The following is a 15,062-nucleotide window of genomic DNA, read 5'->3' on the forward strand; positions in this document are numbered from 1 at the left end:
CGCGGTCACCGGCGTGCGGCCTGTCGGCCGAGGGCGTCGAGGAGTGCGCGCTCGCGCTCGGCGCTGAGGCCGGCGCGTCGTTCGCGGTCGAGGCCCTGCTCGCGTTCCCAGGCCAGCGTGGCGGACACCAGCTCGGCCCGGGGCCGATGGCGCAGCCCCGCCGCCTGCGCCGCGGCGCCGCTCCTGCACGACCATCCTTCCCAGCCCGGTTCGACCAGCCACATCGGCAGCGACTCCGCTCCCATGTACTGGGTCACGCCGTGCTCGAGCAGCCAGGCCGATTCGGCGGTGACGACCGGGCCGGTGTGCCCGCCGGCGGTGCGGCACAGCTCGATCCACTCGTCGAACGGGACGACGGGGCCGACGGCGTTATAGGTGCCGATGGTGCCCCGCTCCGCGGCGTCGAGCAGCCAGGCGGCGAGGTCGCGTACGTCGATGACCTGCGTCGGCTGGTCCGGCGTGGCCGGAACCAGCATCGGCCCGTGCGGGTCGCGCGCGGCACGGGCCACCCAGTAGCCGGAGCGCCCGCTGTGGTCGCCGGGGCCGCCGATGAGACCGGCGCGGGCGATGAGGAGGCGGTCGCCCACGGCGGCCGCCGACGCCTGCTCGCAGGCGACCTTCGCCTCGCCGTAGAGTGCGCGGTCGGCCTCGGCGCGGTCGGTCGGAGCCAGGAGGGGCGCGGACTCGTCCATGCCAGGCTCGGCGTGGGAGGCGTAGGCGTTGCCGGAGGAGACATAGGCCCAGTGCCGGGCCCTGCCGCCCAGCGCGGCGAGCGCCTCGCGCACGAAGCCCGGCTGCCACGACACCTCGATGACCGCGTCCCAGTCGCGGCCGAGCAGCGGCGCGTACGCCGAAGGGTCACGCCGGTCGGCGGCCACCAGGGCCGCGCCGTCGGCCACCGCCCCGCTCTCGCCGCGCGCCAGGCACGTCACCTGGTGCCCCCGCTCGATCGCCTGCCGGGAAACCTCCCGGCCCACCCATGCCGTCCCGCCCAGAACCACGATGTCCATCCCGCCACCCAAGCACCGCAAGTGCCCAGGCGCCCAGGCGGGTTCACCGACAGCGGACCCGGTTCGCTGTCAGCGCACGGAAGGCGCGCCTTCAGGACCTGTACGGGGTTCGGATCAGTGGGACTCGCAGGTGCCTGGCCTGCGGTCATGGTGAGCCACCGCCATGGCGAGTGGATAGCTCACCGAGGACGAGTGGTCCCTGATCGAGCCGCACCTGCCCGCGGGCGAGCGCGGCCCGGCGGCGAGCCCGGCGAGGCAAAGCCTACGGCCTGAAGATCCGAACCTCGTACTAGCGGTAGCGGGCCAGTTCCCACGGGTCGTGCGCGGAGAACGTCTCGACCTCGCCGGCGCGGTCGCGCACCAGCTCGCGCAGCCGGGCCTGGGTGCCGAGCCGCAGGTCGCGATGGACTTCTGAACCCGTCTGGACGAGGTCAAGCAGCGGGTGCGGCTCTTTCGGCGACTCAAGCTCGCGGTGGTAGTAATAGGCGTCGCCGCAGTGCAGGAGCCACCGATCGTCGTCCCGCACGGCAACCCCGGTGTGGCCGCGGGTGTGCCCGCCGAGCGGGATCAGCTTGATCTCCGGCGGCAACCCCTCCGGCTGCACCGCGGTGAAGCCGAACCACTCCTCCCCGGGGGTGGGGGAGTAGGTGACCCAGTCGGGGCCGTGGGCCCAGTGGGCGGAGCGGTAGCGAAAGCCGGGTGCCTCGGCCAGCGCCGCCTCGAGCTCGGCGGCCAGCACGTGGACCCGTGCGCCGGGGAAGTCGGGAAGGCCGCCACAGTGGTCCACGTCCAAGTGGGTCACGATGATGTGGCGCACGTCGGACGGCGCGTGGCCGAGCCGGGCGACCTGGCGGACGGCCGTCTCCTCCTCGTCGAGGACGGGCTGTGCCATCTCGACCCACGAGGTGCCGAGCGTGCCATCCGGATCGCGGACGTCGCCGAGGCCCAGTCCGGTCTCGACCAGCACCAGGCCGTCGGCGTCGGTTTCGATCAGCAGGCAGTGGTTCACCGCAGGCGCGGGCAGCGGGCCATCGTAGGTGGCTTCGATCGTCCGGACGGACCCGCAGTTCAGGTGATGAATCTTCATGCGCCTAGACTGCGACTTGAAGCGCGGTTCAAGTCAAGGAGAGTCGATGGACGAGGTGTTGCTGGACATCGCCGAGGTGGCGCGGCGGTTCGGGCTGGCGCCTTCGGCGCTGCGGTTCTACGAGAAGAAGGGACTGATCGCCGCGGCGGGACGCAACGGGCTTCGCCGCACCTACCACCCGGACGTACTGGAACGCCTGGAGCTGATCACGTGCGCGCGGCACGCCGGATTCACCGTCGCCGAGATCGGCCGATTCCTTTCGGCCCGACCCGGTGACCCTGACCTGCGTGTCCGCATGGACGCCAAGGCCCGCGACCTCGACGAGCAGATCGGCCGGCTCGCCAGGCTGCGCGACAGCCTCCGGCACGCCGCCGTCTGCGACCACGAGCCGATCGTCGAATGCCCCGACTTCAAGCGGGCCATCGGTGATGGGTCCGCCGGATCGATTCTCCACCTCTGACCTCGGGGTCTGATCGGTGGCACCGGAGGGGCGACTCCGTACAGGTCCTAGTAACCCGACGGGCGCACCAGCCCCGTCTCGTACGCGTAGACGGCCGCCTGGGTGCGGTCACGCAGCCCGAGCTTGACCAGGATCCTGCTCACATGGGTCTTGACGGTCTGCTCGGCGACGACCAGGCGCTCGGCGATCTCCGCGTTCGACAAGCCCTGGGCGATCAGCGACAACACCTCGGTCTCGCGTTCCGTCAGGTCGCCCACGCGCTCCTTCAGCGGGGCGCGCGGCGCGCCGCTCATCCGGGAGAACTCGGCGATCAGGCGTTTGGTGACGTTCGGCGCGAGCAGGGCGTCCCCGGCCGCGACCACCCGCACCGCGTGGGCCAGGTCGGCCGCCGACGCCTCCTTGAGCAGGAAGCCGGAGGCGCCCGCCCGCAGCGCCTCGTAGACGTAGTCGTCCAGGTCGAAGGTGGTCAGGACCAGGACCTTCACGGTCGCGTCCGGCTGCCCGGCGATGCGGCGGGTCGCCTCGATGCCGCCCAGCTCGGGCATCCGCACGTCCATGAGCACCACGTCGGGCTCCAGCTCGGCGACCTTCGCGACGGCGTCGAGGCCGTTGACGGCCTGGCCGACGACCTCGATGTCGGGCTCGGCGTTCAGCAGCACGGTGAAACCTTGACGGACCATCACCTGGTCGTCGGCTATGAGCACACGGATTCTGGTCATGGGGTGGCCTCGATGCCTTTCTCCGCGTCTTCACCCGTGTCCTTCTCCGTGCCGACCGGAAGGAACACGCTGACCTCGTAACCGCCGTCCGGCGTGGGCCCCGTGACGAGGTCGCCGCCCAGCATGGCCGCGCGCTCGCGCATGCCCAGCAGCCCGTGATCCGCCCCGGGGGAGGACGGGACCGGCGCGCCGGGTGCGGCGTTGACGATCCTGAGGGTGAGGGCGTCGGGCCGGTAGGACAGCCGGACCGTCACCGGCGTGTCCGGCGCGTGCCGCATGGCGTTGCTGAGCGCCTCCTGCACGATCCTGAACGCCGACAGCTCCACCCCGGGCGACAGCGGGCGCGGCGTGCCCGCGATCTCGGTGGTGAGGGCCACACCCGCGCCGCGCACGTTCGCGAACAACTCGTCGAGCCGGTCGAGCGTGGGCTGCGGCGCGTCCCCGGGCGGGTCCTGCGCGCGCAGGACCCCGAGGACCCGGCGGAGCTCGGTCAGCGCCTCCACGGCGTTCTCGCGGATGCCCGCGAGGTTCTCCTTCAGCTCGTCGGGCGGGTCCGCCACCAGGTGCGGCGCCACCTGCGCCTGGATGGAGATCACCGACATGTGGTGTGCGACCACGTCGTGCAGCTCGCGGGCGATCCTGCTGCGCTCCTCCAGCAGCGTGCGGCGGGCCCGCTCCTCGGCCGTCAGCTCCTCCTGCGCCTCCAGACGGGTACGGGTGGTCCTGAGCGCGCGCACCCCCGCCCCGACCGCGACCGCGGCCGCGTCGACCACCGGGGCCACCAGCACTCCGCCGCTCCCGTTGCTCAAGGGCAGGAACACGACGCAGAGCACGACCGCCAGCGTGGTGATCGCCAGCGCCTGGGCCGTGACCCGGGGGCGCACCCGCAGCGCCAGCAGGAACATCACACCGGCCTGCAGCGCGATGCCGGAGCCCGTCCACGGGTACGCCACCGCGTCGTGGATCACGGGCCTGAAAGCCACCTCGTGCGAGGTGATCATCCAGGGGAAACTCTCGGTCCACGGAAGATAGGTCATTCCCGTACGTGCGCCGATGACCATGACGGCGATCGACGCCCACCAGGCGGGCAGCGGGCGGGACATCGCCAGCACGAGGATCGCCGCGTGGATCATGGCGAGCAGCGGAACCGTCGGGTCGATGCCCTCCCCATCGGGGAGCAGGCCCATGGCCAGCGCGTAGACGATGACCAGAACGTGCGGGAGGCGGGACAGCCCGCGCGGACGCGACATGCGGGGAAGGGGGTCGGCGCGGGCCGTCCACAGGTCCGCGCGTACGGCGTCGAGGGCTCGTCGCAGCCTGCCCACCTCGCCTACGTCCCCTCCGCCCTCGACTCCGCCCTCGACCCGCCCCCCGGTCAGGATGATCCAGCATGCAGGCGCTCCGCAACCGGCCCGGCGGGCGATCGTACCCGCTCGTGACCGCGGAACGCCGCGCAGCACACCAGCAGCGCCACCGCGAACGCCGGAAGCCAGGCCACCCGGGCGAGCACCCAGTCCGGCCCGTCGGGGACGGTGTGCAGCCCGGTCCACGGCGTCGAGCCCGCGGCGAGCAGGGCGAGCGAGGCGACCGCGATCATCGCGGTCTGGTGCCACAGGAAGATCGTCATCGCCGCCAGGTTCGCGAGCGCCACCGCAACCCAGGCGGCGGGGCGGCGCAGCAGCCGCCGCAGCGGGCCGAGCAGCAGCAGGGCCGCGCCGCTCTGGGCGATCCCGAAGGTGACGGCCGCCAGCGAGGGCGGGTCGAGGTTGGACAGCGGCGCCCCCGGCACGCCGACCATGGTGGCGGGGTAGCCGCCCCACCCGACGAGCGCGACGGCGGCGGCCCCGCCGCCGAGCAGCAGCGCCCACCCGGTCGCGCGCCCCTGCAGGCGGTCACGGGCCCAGGCCGCCCCGACGCAGTACGGCACCAGCCACCCGGCCGCCACGCTGACCCACCAGAGCGAGCCGCCCGCGAGCCCGGCCGGCAGGCCCTCCGCGAGGCCGCCGAACCTGACCAGGTCGACGCACGCGACCACGGCGAGCGGCCAGGCCGGGTGCAGCCTCGACACCAGCGGGGTCGCCGCGGTCAACGCCGCGAACACCAGCAGGAACCACATCGGCGACAGCACGAGCTTGACCAGCGCCTGCACGCTCTCCAGCCGCGCCCCGACGGCCAGCATCACCAGGGCCGCCCCCGCCCACACCGCCGCTACGACCACCGCCGGCCGGAACAGCCGGGCCACCCGCCCGGCCAGCCACCGCCCGTACGGCACCCCCTCCGCACGGGCACGGCGGTGGGAACGCGTCCCCACCAGCCCGCCCACCAGGAAGAAGACCGCCAGAGTCTGGAACACCCACGACAGCGGCGCGAGCTGCGGCATGTGCCGCAGCGGGCTGGCGACCCGCACGGTCCCGCTCTCCACGACCAGCGCGGTCACCATCCAGTGCCCGGCCACCACGCCGAGGATGGCCAGGGCGCGCAGGGCGTCGAGGGCGCGGTCGCGGCCGTCCGGGGTCGCGGCGTCGATCCGCGCGGTGAGGTCACGCAGTCGTGCGGGTCGTGCGGACGCGGTCCGCGCGGTGAGGTCACGCAGTCGTGCGGGTCGTGCGGACGCGGTCCGCGCGGTGAGGTCACGCATCGGCGCCGGCCTGCCCGGACACGATCCGCGTGATGCTCCCCAGCGCCTTCGATCCGGGCGCCAGGTAGTCGCTGTGCCCGCCGCCGCCCGCCGCGAAGATCCGGGCGCCGAACCGGGGCGACGCCGGGTCGGCGCCCAGCCCCACCGTGACGAACGGTAACGCGACCGACCCATGCGGCAGGCCCGCGACCCAGTCTCCCGCCGTGCGCCCCGCCCACACCGTGGCCGGGGTACGCAGCGCGGCGGCGTCGGGCACGCCCGCGCCGGGGCTGCCGAACAGGACGATGCCGGCGACGTCCAGCCCCGGCGCGGCCAGGCCGCACACCACGGAGCCGTAGGAGTGGCACAGGAGCGTGACCCGGGCGCCCGGCCTGGCCGCGCGCAGCTCCCGTACGAAGGCGCGCAGGCGGGGAGCGGCCTCGGCGGCGCGGTGCGGGGTCACCGCCTGGAGGCTCACGCTGCTCGGCGTGGGGTAGCCGAGCCAGGCGACCACGGTCGACCGGTCGCCGAGCGCGTCATGGAGGCGCAATGAGCCGCCGCGCAACATCCCGTACTTGTCCAGGTCGATGCCGGCGCCCGGGACCATCACGGCGATCCGCTCGGCGGCGGCCAGGTCGCCGAGAACCTCCACCGCCCGGCCGCCGTCCCGGCCGTCGAAGGCCAGGAACCGCCGCGCGGGGCCGGCCATCTCCCGCAGCCGGGCGGCCCGCCACCGGTGGCCGTGCCTGGCCGCCGTCCGTTCGGCGGCCAGGATCTCCGCGCGGGCGGACGCGTACCGCCGGGCGAGCTCGGACGGGGTCGCGGCGGACAGCGGGGCCACGGGGGCGGGCGCGGGCGCCGGAACCGCCCCTGGGCGGGTCACGCCGCTGATCGGCCCCGCCACCGAGGCGGTGACGAGCGTGGTGAGCAGGACGCGGCGCAGGCTGCCTCGCCGGCGGGTCGCCATGGGCGGTGATCCTTCCGTGCCGGAGACGTACTCGGGCCTCGAAGGTATGGATCATCGCGACTAACCGGCGTCCCGCTGCGGGGTGCACCTCCGGCGTAGCTCTGACGTATTACGGGGTGCAGGCTCCGCGCGCGTGACGGTCAGCGCGCCGGTGACAACAGGGGCTGCCGCTTGCTCGGGACGCTTCGGCGGGTGGTGCCGTCCGGAAGGATCTCCTCGAACGCGAACGGAAGTCCGGCCGCGATGGACGGGTGCGCGTTGTCCATGAGCTGAAAGTGCAGATGCGGCTCGCTGGAGTTGCCCGAGTTGCCGCACTGCCCGATCAGCTGACCGGCCTCGACCCGCTCACCCTTGTGGACCTGGACCGAGCCGCGCTTGAGGTGGGCGAACGCGGCGTACACGCCGTCGCCGAGGTCGAGGATCACGTGGTTGCCGAGCACGCCACCCGGGCCTGCCAGCTCGCGCACGACACCCTCGGCCATGCTGTAGACCAGCGCGGGCCAGGAGTTGCGGCTCAGGTGGTCGCGCCAGAAGTCCCTGGCGGCGACGACGGTGCCGGCGGCGGGCGCGTGGATCGGGCGGCCGAAGCCGGGGAACGTCTCGGGACGGCTCATCAACGGCGCGCGCACCACGGCCTTCCACTCGGTGTCCTCGTCCGGCCAGTTGACCAGGTCCACCGCGTACGTCTGGCCGTAGGCGTGCAGGCCGTGGCTGGGCACCTTGTCGGCCGGGCTGTTGACCGCGAGCCAGCGTCCCCGCACGGGGCTGGCGATCGGGATCGGCGCGCGTTCGACGGAGCCCGCGGGCAGGAACATCGAGGCGAAGCCGGCCAGGAACAGGATCACGCCCGCCACGCTCAGCAGGGGGACGTGGTGGACGAACTCGCCGATCGCCAGGAGCAGGCCGGTGATGATCATCGGCATCCGGATCCGGGCGAGGATGACCGGGAACATGACGTCCTCTCGATGGGGGATCACGTCTGCGCCGCCACGCGGGCGGCGGCATGAGGATCTACCCGCGTCGCGGGCACACAGTCGTACGGACCTCCGGCGGCGGCCTCATGGCGCGGGCCGGAAGGCGGGGACCGTGGCGGGGTCACGTGGGGAAACTTGCCGGGACCTTGCCGGACCCCTTGCGGGAAACGCCGCGCCGGCCGCGCGGGACCACGGTGGAATGGGCGGTGTCGTGGTACGCGGGGGGAAGGCGGGATGGCGGGATGGCCGGAGTGCTCTATCGGATCCGCGCCGGCCGGGAGTCCGCCGGTCGGGCGCTAATGGCCGACGCCGGCGCCGTGGTCGAGGCCGCGGCCGCCATGGCCGGGCGGTTCCGTCGGGGGAGCAGGCTGCTGACCTTCGGCCGGGGCGCGGCGGCGGCCGACGCGGCGCACGTGGCGGTGGAGTTCAGCCACCCGGTGATCGTCGGCAAGCCCGCGCTTCCCGCGCATTGCCTGGGCGGCGATCCCGGCCTGCTGCCGGTGCTGGGACGGCCGGGTGACATCGCCGTGGGCGTGCTCCCGGCCGCCGGCGACTTCGACGCCGCCCGCGAGCTGGACATGCTGACCGTCGCCCTGGTGGCGAGCGCGACCCGTGACACGCCTGCGACAGCGGCGGGCGAGTCGGTGGCCGGGGCGAGGGCGGGTGCGGTCGCGGGGGTGACGGGAGCCGGCGTCGCGGCCGAGCACGTGCTGGCCGCGCACAGTGATGATCCGCTGATCGTGCGGGAGATCCACATCACGGTGTACCACCTGCTGTGGGAGCTGGCGCACGTGTTCCTGGAGTCGGAGGAGGGCTCGTGACCGGCGGCGGTGACGAAGAGGCGGCACCGTTCTGCGACTCGTGCGTGACGTGCGGCGACGTCGCCGTGCGCGTACGCGTCGTCGGCCTGCTGCCCGGCGGGCTGGCGCTGGTCGGCACAGGCGCGGGCATGGGCGCGGGCACGGGCACGGATACAGGCGGCGCGGGTACAGGGGCGGGCACGGGTACGGAGGAGATCAGCGTGGCGCTGGTGGAGGCGCGCGTCGGCGACACGGTGCTGGTGCACGCGGGCGAGGCGATCGCCGTGGTGGAGAGGGCGGAAGCATGACCGAGACGATGTACCCGTTCCTGCGGCGCGACCCGCTGGACGTGCGGGCGTCCACCGAGGAGAAGGCCCGCGAGAGCCTGGAGCTGCGGCGGCGGGTGCTCAACGAGCTGTTGACGCCGCTGGCGGTGGCCGCGGCGGAGCTGGCGGCCGCGTTCCGCGCCGGGGGGCGGCTGTTCGCCTTCGGCAACGGCGGCAGCAGCACGGACGCGCAGTCGATGGCCGACCTCTGCACCGCGCACGGCCTGCCGGCGGTGTCGCTGACCGGCGACGCGGCGCTCGTGACGGCGCTCGGCAACGACGTCGGGTTCGACGTGGTGTTCGCCCGCCAGCTCGCCGCGCTCGGCGGTCCCGGCGACATCGCCTGCGCGCTGTCGACCAGCGGCGGCTCGGCGAACGTGCTGCGCGGCCTGGCCCAGGCCAGGAGCCAGGGCATGACGACCGTCGGCTTCGCCGGCTCGGGAGGCGGGCGCATGGCAGAGGAACGGCTGGCCGAGCACCTGTTCGTCATCCCGTCGTCGTCGGTGCACCGGATCCAGGAGGCGCAGGCGACGCTCTACCACGTGCTGGCCGAGCTGGTCTCAGCAGATGCGCGGTAGCGGATCGCCCACCAGCACGTCGACCACCCGGGTGCCGCCGAAGGCGGTGCGCAGCAGCACCAGCCCCGGTGGGTCGGCGGCGACCGTCCCGACGATCGCGGCCTCGGCGCCCAGCGGGTGGGCGCGCAGCGTGTCGAGGGCCTCCCCGGCGTGCTCGCCGTCGACCACGGCCACGAAGCGGCCCTCGCAGGCGACGTAGAGAGGGTCGAGACCGAGCAGCTCGCACACTCCGGTCACCTCGGGGTGTACGGGGACCTGGTCCTCCTGCAGCACCACGGCCACCTCGGACGCGCGGGCCACCTCGTTGAGCACGGTGGCCACCCCGCCCCGGGTGGCGTCCCGCAGGGTTCTGACGTGCCGCGGCATCGCCATGAGCAGCTCGGCGACGATGCCGTGCAGCGGCGCGGTGTCGGACGTGATCGCCGCCTCGATGCCGAAGTCGTCCCTGGCCAGCATGATGGCGGCCCCGTGAGCGCCGATCGGGCCCGACACGATGACCGCGTCACCCGGCCGCGCGCCCGAGGCCGACAGCGTGACCGGCTGCTCGACGACGCCGACCCCGGCCGTGGTGACGTAGCAGCCGTCGGCCTTGCCGCGCTGGACGACCTTGGTGTCACCGGTGACGATCGTCACCTGTGCCTCCGCCGCGGCCGCCGCCATCGAGGCGGTGATGCGCCGCAGGTCGGCGACGGGGAAGCCCTCTTCGAGGATGAAGCCCGCCGACAGGTGGGCCGGGCGGGCACCGCACATGGCCAGATCGTTCACGGTGCCGTTGACGGCCAGGTCGCCGATGTCTCCGCCGGGGAAGAACAGCGGCGAGACCACGTACGAGTCCGTGGTGAAGGCCACGGGACCGTCGCCGAGCCGCACGAGCGCGCCGTCGTCCAGCGGGGCGAGCATCGGGTTGCGGAACGCCTCCAGGAAGACGGCCTCGATCAGGGTCTGGGTGGCCTTGCCTCCGGCGCCGTGGGCGAGCGTGATGCGCTCCTCCCTGACGACGGGCTTGCGCCGCCGCATCCGCTCGATGCGGTCGAGCACCTGCTGCTCGCGGGTCACGGCCGGCTCGCCTCCCTCGGCTGGCGCGCCGCCGCGCTGATCTGCTCGCGGCTGAACCGCCCGAAGTTGTAGTACGCGGCACACGCGCCCTCGGAGGAGACCATGCACGTCCCGATGGGCGTCTCCGGGGTGCAGGCGGTGCCGAACACCTTGCACTCCCACGGCTTGAGCACGCCCTTGAGCACTTCGCCGCACTGGCACGACCTGGGGTCGGCGACGCGGAGGCCGGGCAGGTCGAAGACCCGTTCGGCGTCGAAGGCGGCGTACTCGTCGGCCATGGCGAGGGCGGAGTGGGCGATGAAGCCCAGCCCGCGCCACTCGAAGTGCGGCCGCAGCCGCATCACCTGGCCCATGGCCGACAGCGCGATGCGGTTGCCGTCCCAGGGCACCACGCGGGCGTACTGGTTCTCCACCTCGCAGCGGTCCTCGGCGAGCTGCCCGAGCAGCATGTGCACCGAGGTGAGGATGTCGAGCGGCTCGAAGCCGGCCACCACCAGCGGCTTGCGGTAGTCGCGGGCGATGAACTCGTACGGCCGGCAGCCGATCACCGCCGAGACGTGACCGGGGCCGATGAACCCGTCGAGGCGCAGGTCAGGCGAGTCGAGGATGGCCTTGATCGCCGGGATGATCATGACATGGTTGCAGAAGACGGAGAAGTTGCCGAGACCCTCGGCCGCGGCCCGCAGCACGGTCATGGCGGTGGAGGGCGCTGTGGTCTCGAAGCCGATGGCCATGAACACGACCCGCCGGTCCGGGTTGGCCCGCGCGATCTTCAGCGCGTCCAGCGGGGAGTACACCATCCGGATGTCGGCCCCCGCGGCCTTGGCGTCCAGGAACGACCCCGATCCGCCCGGCACGCGCATCATGTCGCCGAACGACGTCATGATCACGTCCGGCTGCCGGGCGATGTGGATGGCGTCGTCCACCCGGCCCATCGGGATCACGCAGACCGGGCAGCCGGGGCCGTGCACGAGGTTCACCTCGGACGGCAGGTGATCCTCCAGGCCGTGCTTGTAGATGGTGTGCGTGTGGCCGCCGCACACCTCCATGAACGTGTACCGGCGCCCCGGCCGGCAGCTTTCGGCGATCCGCTCGGCCAGCGCCCGCGCCCGGCCCGCGTCGCGGTACTCATCGACGAACCGCATCCGTGCCCCCTGGTTGTCCCGGTTACCCGATGTCCGAGCCGCGCAGCGCGTCGAGCTCGTCCGTGTACGGCTGCCCGAGCCCTTCGAGGTAGTCGAACACCGCCTGCGCCTCCCGCTCGGAGATCTTCGACAGCGCGAACCCGACGTGCACGAGCACCCAGTCGCCGGGCCGCAGCCCCTCGTCGGCGAGCAGGCCGACGTTGACGCGCCGGCGCACGCCGCTCACGTCGACGACGGCCAGGTCCTCGTGCTCCGGGGAGAACTCGACCAGCTCACCGGGGATGCCCAGGCACATCGGCCGCCTCCTCGCCGAAGGTGACCGATTCCAGGACCAGCTCGTCGCCGCCACTGAGGTCGACGCCCTCGTCGCCGCAGAGCGGGCAGGCCGCCAGCGGGTCGGCCGACTCGGAGCGGCCGCCGCACGCGCGGCAGCCCACCGTCATCGGCGTGATGACCAGCTCCACCACGGCGTCCTGGACGGCGGTGCCGGCCGCGGCCAGCGTGAAGGCCTGCCCGAAGGCGGCGTCCACGACGGCGTGGCGGGCGCCGACCCGCACCCGCGCGGCCGTGACCCGCCTGCCCGCCGCCCGCCGCTCGATCAGCTCGACCAGGCCCTCGCACATCCCGATCTCGTGCATGCCGTCCTACATTCGTTTGATCTTCATGTACCGGTGGATCTCCGGCCATTGGTGGACGACGATCGCCACCAGCCCGCCGAGCGCGACCAGCTTCACCACGCGCTTCTTCCACATCTCACATCACCTCACCGTGGGAGCGGATCCCGGGAACCAGGCCCGGCGTTTTCCGCAATCATTTCCATAACCAGGGACTTCACGAGGCCGGCCGCCGTCCCGACCATGGCGCGTACCGGCTCGCTGAGCTCGAACAGCGCCTCGTCGGCGGTGGCCGGCTCGCAGCAGACGACCCGCACCCGGGCGGGCAGGTGTCCCATCCGCCGGGCCAGCCGCAGGACGCCGACCGGGTCCATGCCGTGCCCTTCCAGGGGCCCTCCCGAGGACGCCTCACCGTCGCCCGGCAGGTCGGGTTCGAGCACGGTGAGCGTGCCGGGGGCGTGGCCGCGTGGCGCCGCGTCCACGAAGATCACGCCCGTGTAGGCGCGCTGGAGCGCGTAGGCCAGGTCCATGCCGCGGATGCCGAAGTCGACGACGTCCGCGCCCGGGACGGCGGGCCCTTCGGCCAGGTGGCGGGCCACCTCGACGCCGAAGCCGTCGTCGCCGAGAAAGACGTTGCCGATGCCGGCGACCAGGATCCGGGCGCCGCCCGGCCGCTCCTGGTGCTCGCCCATCGGCTCGATCTCCTCGGCGGAGTAGAAGAACCGGTGCCCGGGCATCTTGGCCTCGCCCAGGTCGCGTCCGGGATCGTCGGCGAGCGTGACCGCGACGTGCAGGGCGCCCTCGTCGTCCTGCTCCACGCTCTCCACGACCGCCACCCGGCCGTCGAGGACGAGGTCGAAGACGTCGGTCCGGCTTCTCGGCCGCAGCCTGACCAGGCTGCCGGGGCCGACCACCGTCCCGTCCACGATCACCTCGCCGGGGCCGCGCCCGGCCATCCGCGTCCAGAAGTCGTTCATGCCTGTGGCTCCGTCCTGCGCATGAGACCGTGCAGGCGCATCAGGTCCTCGGGTGCGAGCGCGGTGCAGCGGTCGAGGATCGCGCGGGCGCGCGGGTCGCCGTCGCGGATCTCCTGCCGCTCCTGGTCGCTGAGCGCGAGCACGCTCAGCGTGAGCAACTGGTCGATCTCGGTGTTGTCGAAGAGGTCGCCGGGGCTCTCGGGCGCGATCTCCGGGTGGTCGTACAGGATGATCGGCGACGCCAGGACGGTGTGCCGGTCGCCGTGCGGCCCTACGAGCACCGGCCAGGCACCCTCGTTGCGGCACGCCTCGGCGTGTTCGCGCAGCTCGGGCGGCGGATCCATGAGCGAGACGAACCGGGCCCGCGGCCCGTGCAGCACGGTGTGCGCGGAGACCAGCGTGCGGCGCAGCGCGTCGGCGCGGGTGCCCGGACCCCAGGGCGTGGTGTTGACCACCTCCACGGCGATCGTGAACAGGCCGGGTCCCAGCCGCCGGGCGCTCGCCTCGATCCGGCCGCGCAGCGCCTCCCAGCTGCGCACCACCGTCCCCGCCTGCCCGCCCGCCCCAGGAGACAGCCCGGTCGGCGGCCCGGTCGGCAACCCGGTCGGCAACTCGGTCGGCGGCTCGACCGGCAGGTCGGCCGGCGGCGCGGGCGCCCGGTCCGTGGCGCCGCCGGGCCCGTGCAGCGGCTCGATCCGGCGTCCGGCGGGCAGGTCGATGGCCGTGACGGCCGGGCCCCGCGCCAGCTCGTCCACGACGAGGCCGGGCATGGTCAGCTCGCGTTCCCGCGCCTCCTCGCCGGACAGGCGGCCGGGGCCGCCGGCGACCGGCTCGCGGGTGACGACGTGCAGGAACCGTACGCACACGTCGACGGTGTCGCCGGGCTCCGCTTCGACGAGGCATTCCGTGCGCATCCGCCAGCGGTCGCCCTCGTGGGCCCGGCCGTACGCCTCCGGGTGCACGCCGCCGATCGTCCAGCGGTGCCGGTTCTTCAGCGACGACTCGCGGTACGGCCACAGCAGGTAGCCCTCGTACAGCACGGCCTGGGCGATCTGCCGGACCTGATTCGTCTGCGGGTCCATGCGCGGTCAGCCTCCGCTCGTTTCCAACAGCGACCTGACCGTGTCGTCCCATCCGAGCAGGGTGTGCCGCACCCGGTGCGCGTACAGGCGGTCGAACGTGTCGCGCTCCAGCCGGATCCAGGCCGTGCGCGGGAAGTGGCGGTCCATGAGCTCCTTCCACACCCGCACGGGCATGCGGTGGTCCGCCTCGGTGTCCCACGGCAGGCAGGCCGCCTGCAGGCGGCCGTCGTCGAGGTAGAAGACGGTGCCGGTGAACAGGAACCGCAGCGGCGCCTCCCCGCCGGGCAGGCCGTGCAGGTAGGTGGCCGCGGCCACGTCGAAGTCGTAGGTGCACGGGACGGTGAGCGTCGCCTGGGTGCTGCCGGTGAAGGCGGGCACGTGGGTGACGGTCCGCGCCCACAGCAGGCTGGACACGTTGCGCCCCCACGTCTCGGGCGGGCCGAACAGCCCTTCGAGCCGCCTTCGCGCGTCCTCGTCGTAGTCGCGCGCGTCGGCGTCGATGCGCAGCTGCGTGGCCAGCGTGAGCGCGCGGACCGGCGCGTCGGCGTGCACGCGCAGCCGGAAGTCCAGGGCGGGCGCGGCGGCCGGAGCGGCCGGCTCGACGCCGTGGACCTCGATCCGCACGGCCGGTGCTGTCGGTGGCATCGTGA

At 73.5% G+C, this 15,062-nt stretch carries 18 protein-coding genes; 4 read left to right on the forward strand and 14 right to left on the reverse strand.

Features of this window, described 5'->3' with window-relative positions; genetic code table 11:
- Nucleotides 1-5: 5 nt before the first annotated feature.
- Nucleotides 6-1,010 carry an NAD-dependent epimerase/dehydratase family protein gene (locus ABGA98_RS15815; RefSeq protein WP_347619041.1) on the reverse strand — a complete coding sequence of 335 codons (1,005 nt, stop codon included), beginning with the start codon at nt 1,008-1,010 and terminating at the stop codon, nt 6-8.
- A gap of 289 nt (nt 1,011-1,299) precedes the next feature.
- A complete protein-coding gene (locus ABGA98_RS15820; protein WP_347619042.1) occupies nt 1,300-2,097 on the reverse strand; it encodes an MBL fold metallo-hydrolase in 798 nt (265 codons plus the stop codon).
- Between the two features lie 46 nt (nt 2,098-2,143).
- On the opposite strand from ABGA98_RS15820, the gene ABGA98_RS15825 reads away from it, so the two are divergent.
- Entirely contained in the window at nt 2,144-2,557 is a 414-nt protein-coding gene (locus ABGA98_RS15825) for a MerR family transcriptional regulator (RefSeq protein ID WP_347619043.1), read from the forward strand.
- A gap of 47 nt (nt 2,558-2,604) precedes the next feature.
- Here ABGA98_RS15825 and ABGA98_RS15830 read toward each other — a convergent pair whose 3' ends face one another.
- The 5 genes from ABGA98_RS15830 to ABGA98_RS15850 form a co-directional block, all read right to left on the reverse strand.
- A complete protein-coding gene (locus ABGA98_RS15830; RefSeq protein WP_347619044.1) occupies nt 2,605-3,276 on the reverse strand; it encodes a response regulator transcription factor in 672 nt (223 codons plus the stop codon).
- Nucleotides 3,273-4,601 (reverse strand): sensor histidine kinase, encoded by a 1,329-nt coding sequence (locus ABGA98_RS15835; protein WP_347619045.1) that lies wholly within the window; start codon nt 4,599-4,601, stop codon nt 3,273-3,275. The genes ABGA98_RS15830 and ABGA98_RS15835 overlap by 4 nt, the downstream gene beginning before the upstream one ends.
- A gap of 50 nt (nt 4,602-4,651) precedes the next feature.
- Complete coding sequence (locus ABGA98_RS15840; RefSeq protein ID WP_347619046.1) at nt 4,652-5,914, reverse strand: acyltransferase; 1,263 nt, start codon at nt 5,912-5,914, stop codon at nt 4,652-4,654.
- A complete protein-coding gene (locus tag ABGA98_RS15845) occupies nt 5,907-6,860 on the reverse strand; it encodes an alpha/beta hydrolase (RefSeq protein WP_347619047.1) in 954 nt (317 codons plus the stop codon). The genes ABGA98_RS15840 and ABGA98_RS15845 overlap by 8 nt, the downstream gene beginning before the upstream one ends.
- 140 nt (nt 6,861-7,000) lie before the next feature.
- Nucleotides 7,001-7,837 carry a M23 family metallopeptidase gene (locus tag ABGA98_RS15850; RefSeq protein ID WP_347619048.1) on the reverse strand — a complete coding sequence of 279 codons (837 nt, stop codon included), beginning with the start codon at nt 7,835-7,837 and terminating at the stop codon, nt 7,001-7,003.
- Between the two features lie 239 nt (nt 7,838-8,076).
- On the opposite strand from ABGA98_RS15850, the gene ABGA98_RS15855 reads away from it, so the two are divergent.
- From ABGA98_RS15855 to ABGA98_RS15865, 3 genes are read left to right on the forward strand one after another with little or no spacing between them, the layout of a single operon-like run.
- On the forward strand, nt 8,077-8,655 hold the full coding sequence (locus ABGA98_RS15855; RefSeq protein WP_347619049.1) for a phosphoheptose isomerase: 579 nt from the start codon (nt 8,077-8,079) through the stop codon (nt 8,653-8,655).
- Entirely contained in the window at nt 8,652-8,942 is a 291-nt protein-coding gene (locus ABGA98_RS15860) for a HypC/HybG/HupF family hydrogenase formation chaperone (protein ID WP_347619050.1), read from the forward strand. Before ABGA98_RS15855 ends, ABGA98_RS15860 begins: the two co-directional genes overlap by 4 nt.
- On the forward strand, nt 8,939-9,538 hold the full coding sequence (locus ABGA98_RS15865) for an SIS domain-containing protein (protein WP_347619051.1): 600 nt from the start codon (nt 8,939-8,941) through the stop codon (nt 9,536-9,538). The genes ABGA98_RS15860 and ABGA98_RS15865 overlap by 4 nt, the downstream gene beginning before the upstream one ends.
- On the opposite strand, the gene hypE is transcribed toward ABGA98_RS15865, so the two are convergent.
- The 7 genes from hypE to ABGA98_RS15900 all read right to left on the reverse strand — a co-directional run bounded on the left by hypE (nt 9,521) and on the right by ABGA98_RS15900 (nt 15,057).
- Nucleotides 9,521-10,594: a hydrogenase expression/formation protein HypE gene (gene hypE / locus ABGA98_RS15870; protein ID WP_347619052.1), complete on the reverse strand. Its 1,074-nt coding sequence runs from the start codon at nt 10,592-10,594 to the stop codon at nt 9,521-9,523. The two genes, ABGA98_RS15865 and hypE, sit on opposite strands and share 18 nt — an antisense overlap.
- Nucleotides 10,591-11,739 carry a hydrogenase formation protein HypD gene (hypD, locus tag ABGA98_RS15875; protein WP_347619053.1) on the reverse strand — a complete coding sequence of 383 codons (1,149 nt, stop codon included), beginning with the start codon at nt 11,737-11,739 and terminating at the stop codon, nt 10,591-10,593. Before hypD ends, hypE begins: the two co-directional genes overlap by 4 nt.
- Nucleotides 11,740-11,761: 22 nt before the next feature.
- Entirely contained in the window at nt 11,762-12,034 is a 273-nt protein-coding gene (locus tag ABGA98_RS15880) for a HypC/HybG/HupF family hydrogenase formation chaperone (RefSeq protein ID WP_347619054.1), read from the reverse strand.
- Nucleotides 12,012-12,377: a hydrogenase maturation nickel metallochaperone HypA gene (locus tag ABGA98_RS15885; protein WP_347619055.1), complete on the reverse strand. Its 366-nt coding sequence runs from the start codon at nt 12,375-12,377 to the stop codon at nt 12,012-12,014. The genes ABGA98_RS15880 and ABGA98_RS15885 overlap by 23 nt, the downstream gene beginning before the upstream one ends.
- A 125-nt stretch (nt 12,378-12,502) precedes the next feature.
- Nucleotides 12,503-13,330: a hydrogenase maturation protease gene (locus tag ABGA98_RS15890; protein ID WP_347619056.1), complete on the reverse strand. Its 828-nt coding sequence runs from the start codon at nt 13,328-13,330 to the stop codon at nt 12,503-12,505.
- Nucleotides 13,327-14,412, reverse strand: a complete 1,086-nt coding sequence (locus ABGA98_RS15895) for a hypothetical protein (RefSeq protein ID WP_347619057.1) — start codon at nt 14,410-14,412, stop codon at nt 13,327-13,329. The genes ABGA98_RS15890 and ABGA98_RS15895 overlap by 4 nt, the downstream gene beginning before the upstream one ends.
- A gap of 6 nt (nt 14,413-14,418) precedes the next feature.
- The gene (locus ABGA98_RS15900) at nt 14,419-15,057 is read right to left on the reverse strand and encodes a DUF6084 family protein (RefSeq protein ID WP_347619058.1); all 639 of its coding nucleotides are present in this window, start codon (nt 15,055-15,057) and stop codon (nt 14,419-14,421) included.
- Between the last annotated feature and the right edge of the window lie 5 nt (nt 15,058-15,062).

This window comes from Nonomuraea sp. B1E8 (assembly GCF_039871515.1).
In the GTDB taxonomy this organism is placed as follows: domain Bacteria; phylum Actinomycetota; class Actinomycetes; order Streptosporangiales; family Streptosporangiaceae; genus Nonomuraea.

Bases quoted from the DNA above. Each gene is read 5' to 3' on its own strand.
- ABGA98_RS15845 (WP_347619047.1), bottom strand. From the start codon at position 6,860: ATGGCGACCCGCCGGCGAGGCAGCCTGCGCCGCGTCCTGCTCACCACG.
- ABGA98_RS15815 (WP_347619041.1), bottom strand. From the start codon at position 1,010: ATGGACATCGTGGTTCTGGGCGGGACGGCATGGGTGGGCCGGGAGGTT.
- ABGA98_RS15900 (WP_347619058.1), bottom strand. From the start codon at position 15,057: ATGCCACCGACAGCACCGGCCGTGCGGATCGAGGTCCACGGCGTCGAG.
- ABGA98_RS15855 (WP_347619049.1), top strand. From the start codon at position 8,077: ATGGCCGGAGTGCTCTATCGGATCCGCGCCGGCCGGGAGTCCGCCGGT.
- ABGA98_RS15895 (WP_347619057.1), bottom strand. From the start codon at position 14,412: ATGGACCCGCAGACGAATCAGGTCCGGCAGATCGCCCAGGCCGTGCTG.
- ABGA98_RS15840 (WP_347619046.1), bottom strand. From the start codon at position 5,914: ATGCGTGACCTCACCGCGCGGACCGCGTCCGCACGACCCGCACGACTG.
- ABGA98_RS15820 (WP_347619042.1), bottom strand. From the start codon at position 2,097: ATGAAGATTCATCACCTGAACTGCGGGTCCGTCCGGACGATCGAAGCC.
- ABGA98_RS15885 (WP_347619055.1), bottom strand. From the start codon at position 12,377: ATGCACGAGATCGGGATGTGCGAGGGCCTGGTCGAGCTGATCGAGCGG.
- hypD (WP_347619053.1), bottom strand. From the start codon at position 11,739: ATGCGGTTCGTCGATGAGTACCGCGACGCGGGCCGGGCGCGGGCGCTG.
- ABGA98_RS15890 (WP_347619056.1), bottom strand. From the start codon at position 13,330: ATGAACGACTTCTGGACGCGGATGGCCGGGCGCGGCCCCGGCGAGGTG.
- ABGA98_RS15865 (WP_347619051.1), top strand. From the start codon at position 8,939: ATGACCGAGACGATGTACCCGTTCCTGCGGCGCGACCCGCTGGACGTG.
- ABGA98_RS15880 (WP_347619054.1), bottom strand. From the start codon at position 12,034: ATGTGCCTGGGCATCCCCGGTGAGCTGGTCGAGTTCTCCCCGGAGCAC.
- ABGA98_RS15825 (WP_347619043.1), top strand. From the start codon at position 2,144: ATGGACGAGGTGTTGCTGGACATCGCCGAGGTGGCGCGGCGGTTCGGG.
- ABGA98_RS15830 (WP_347619044.1), bottom strand. From the start codon at position 3,276: ATGACCAGAATCCGTGTGCTCATAGCCGACGACCAGGTGATGGTCCGT.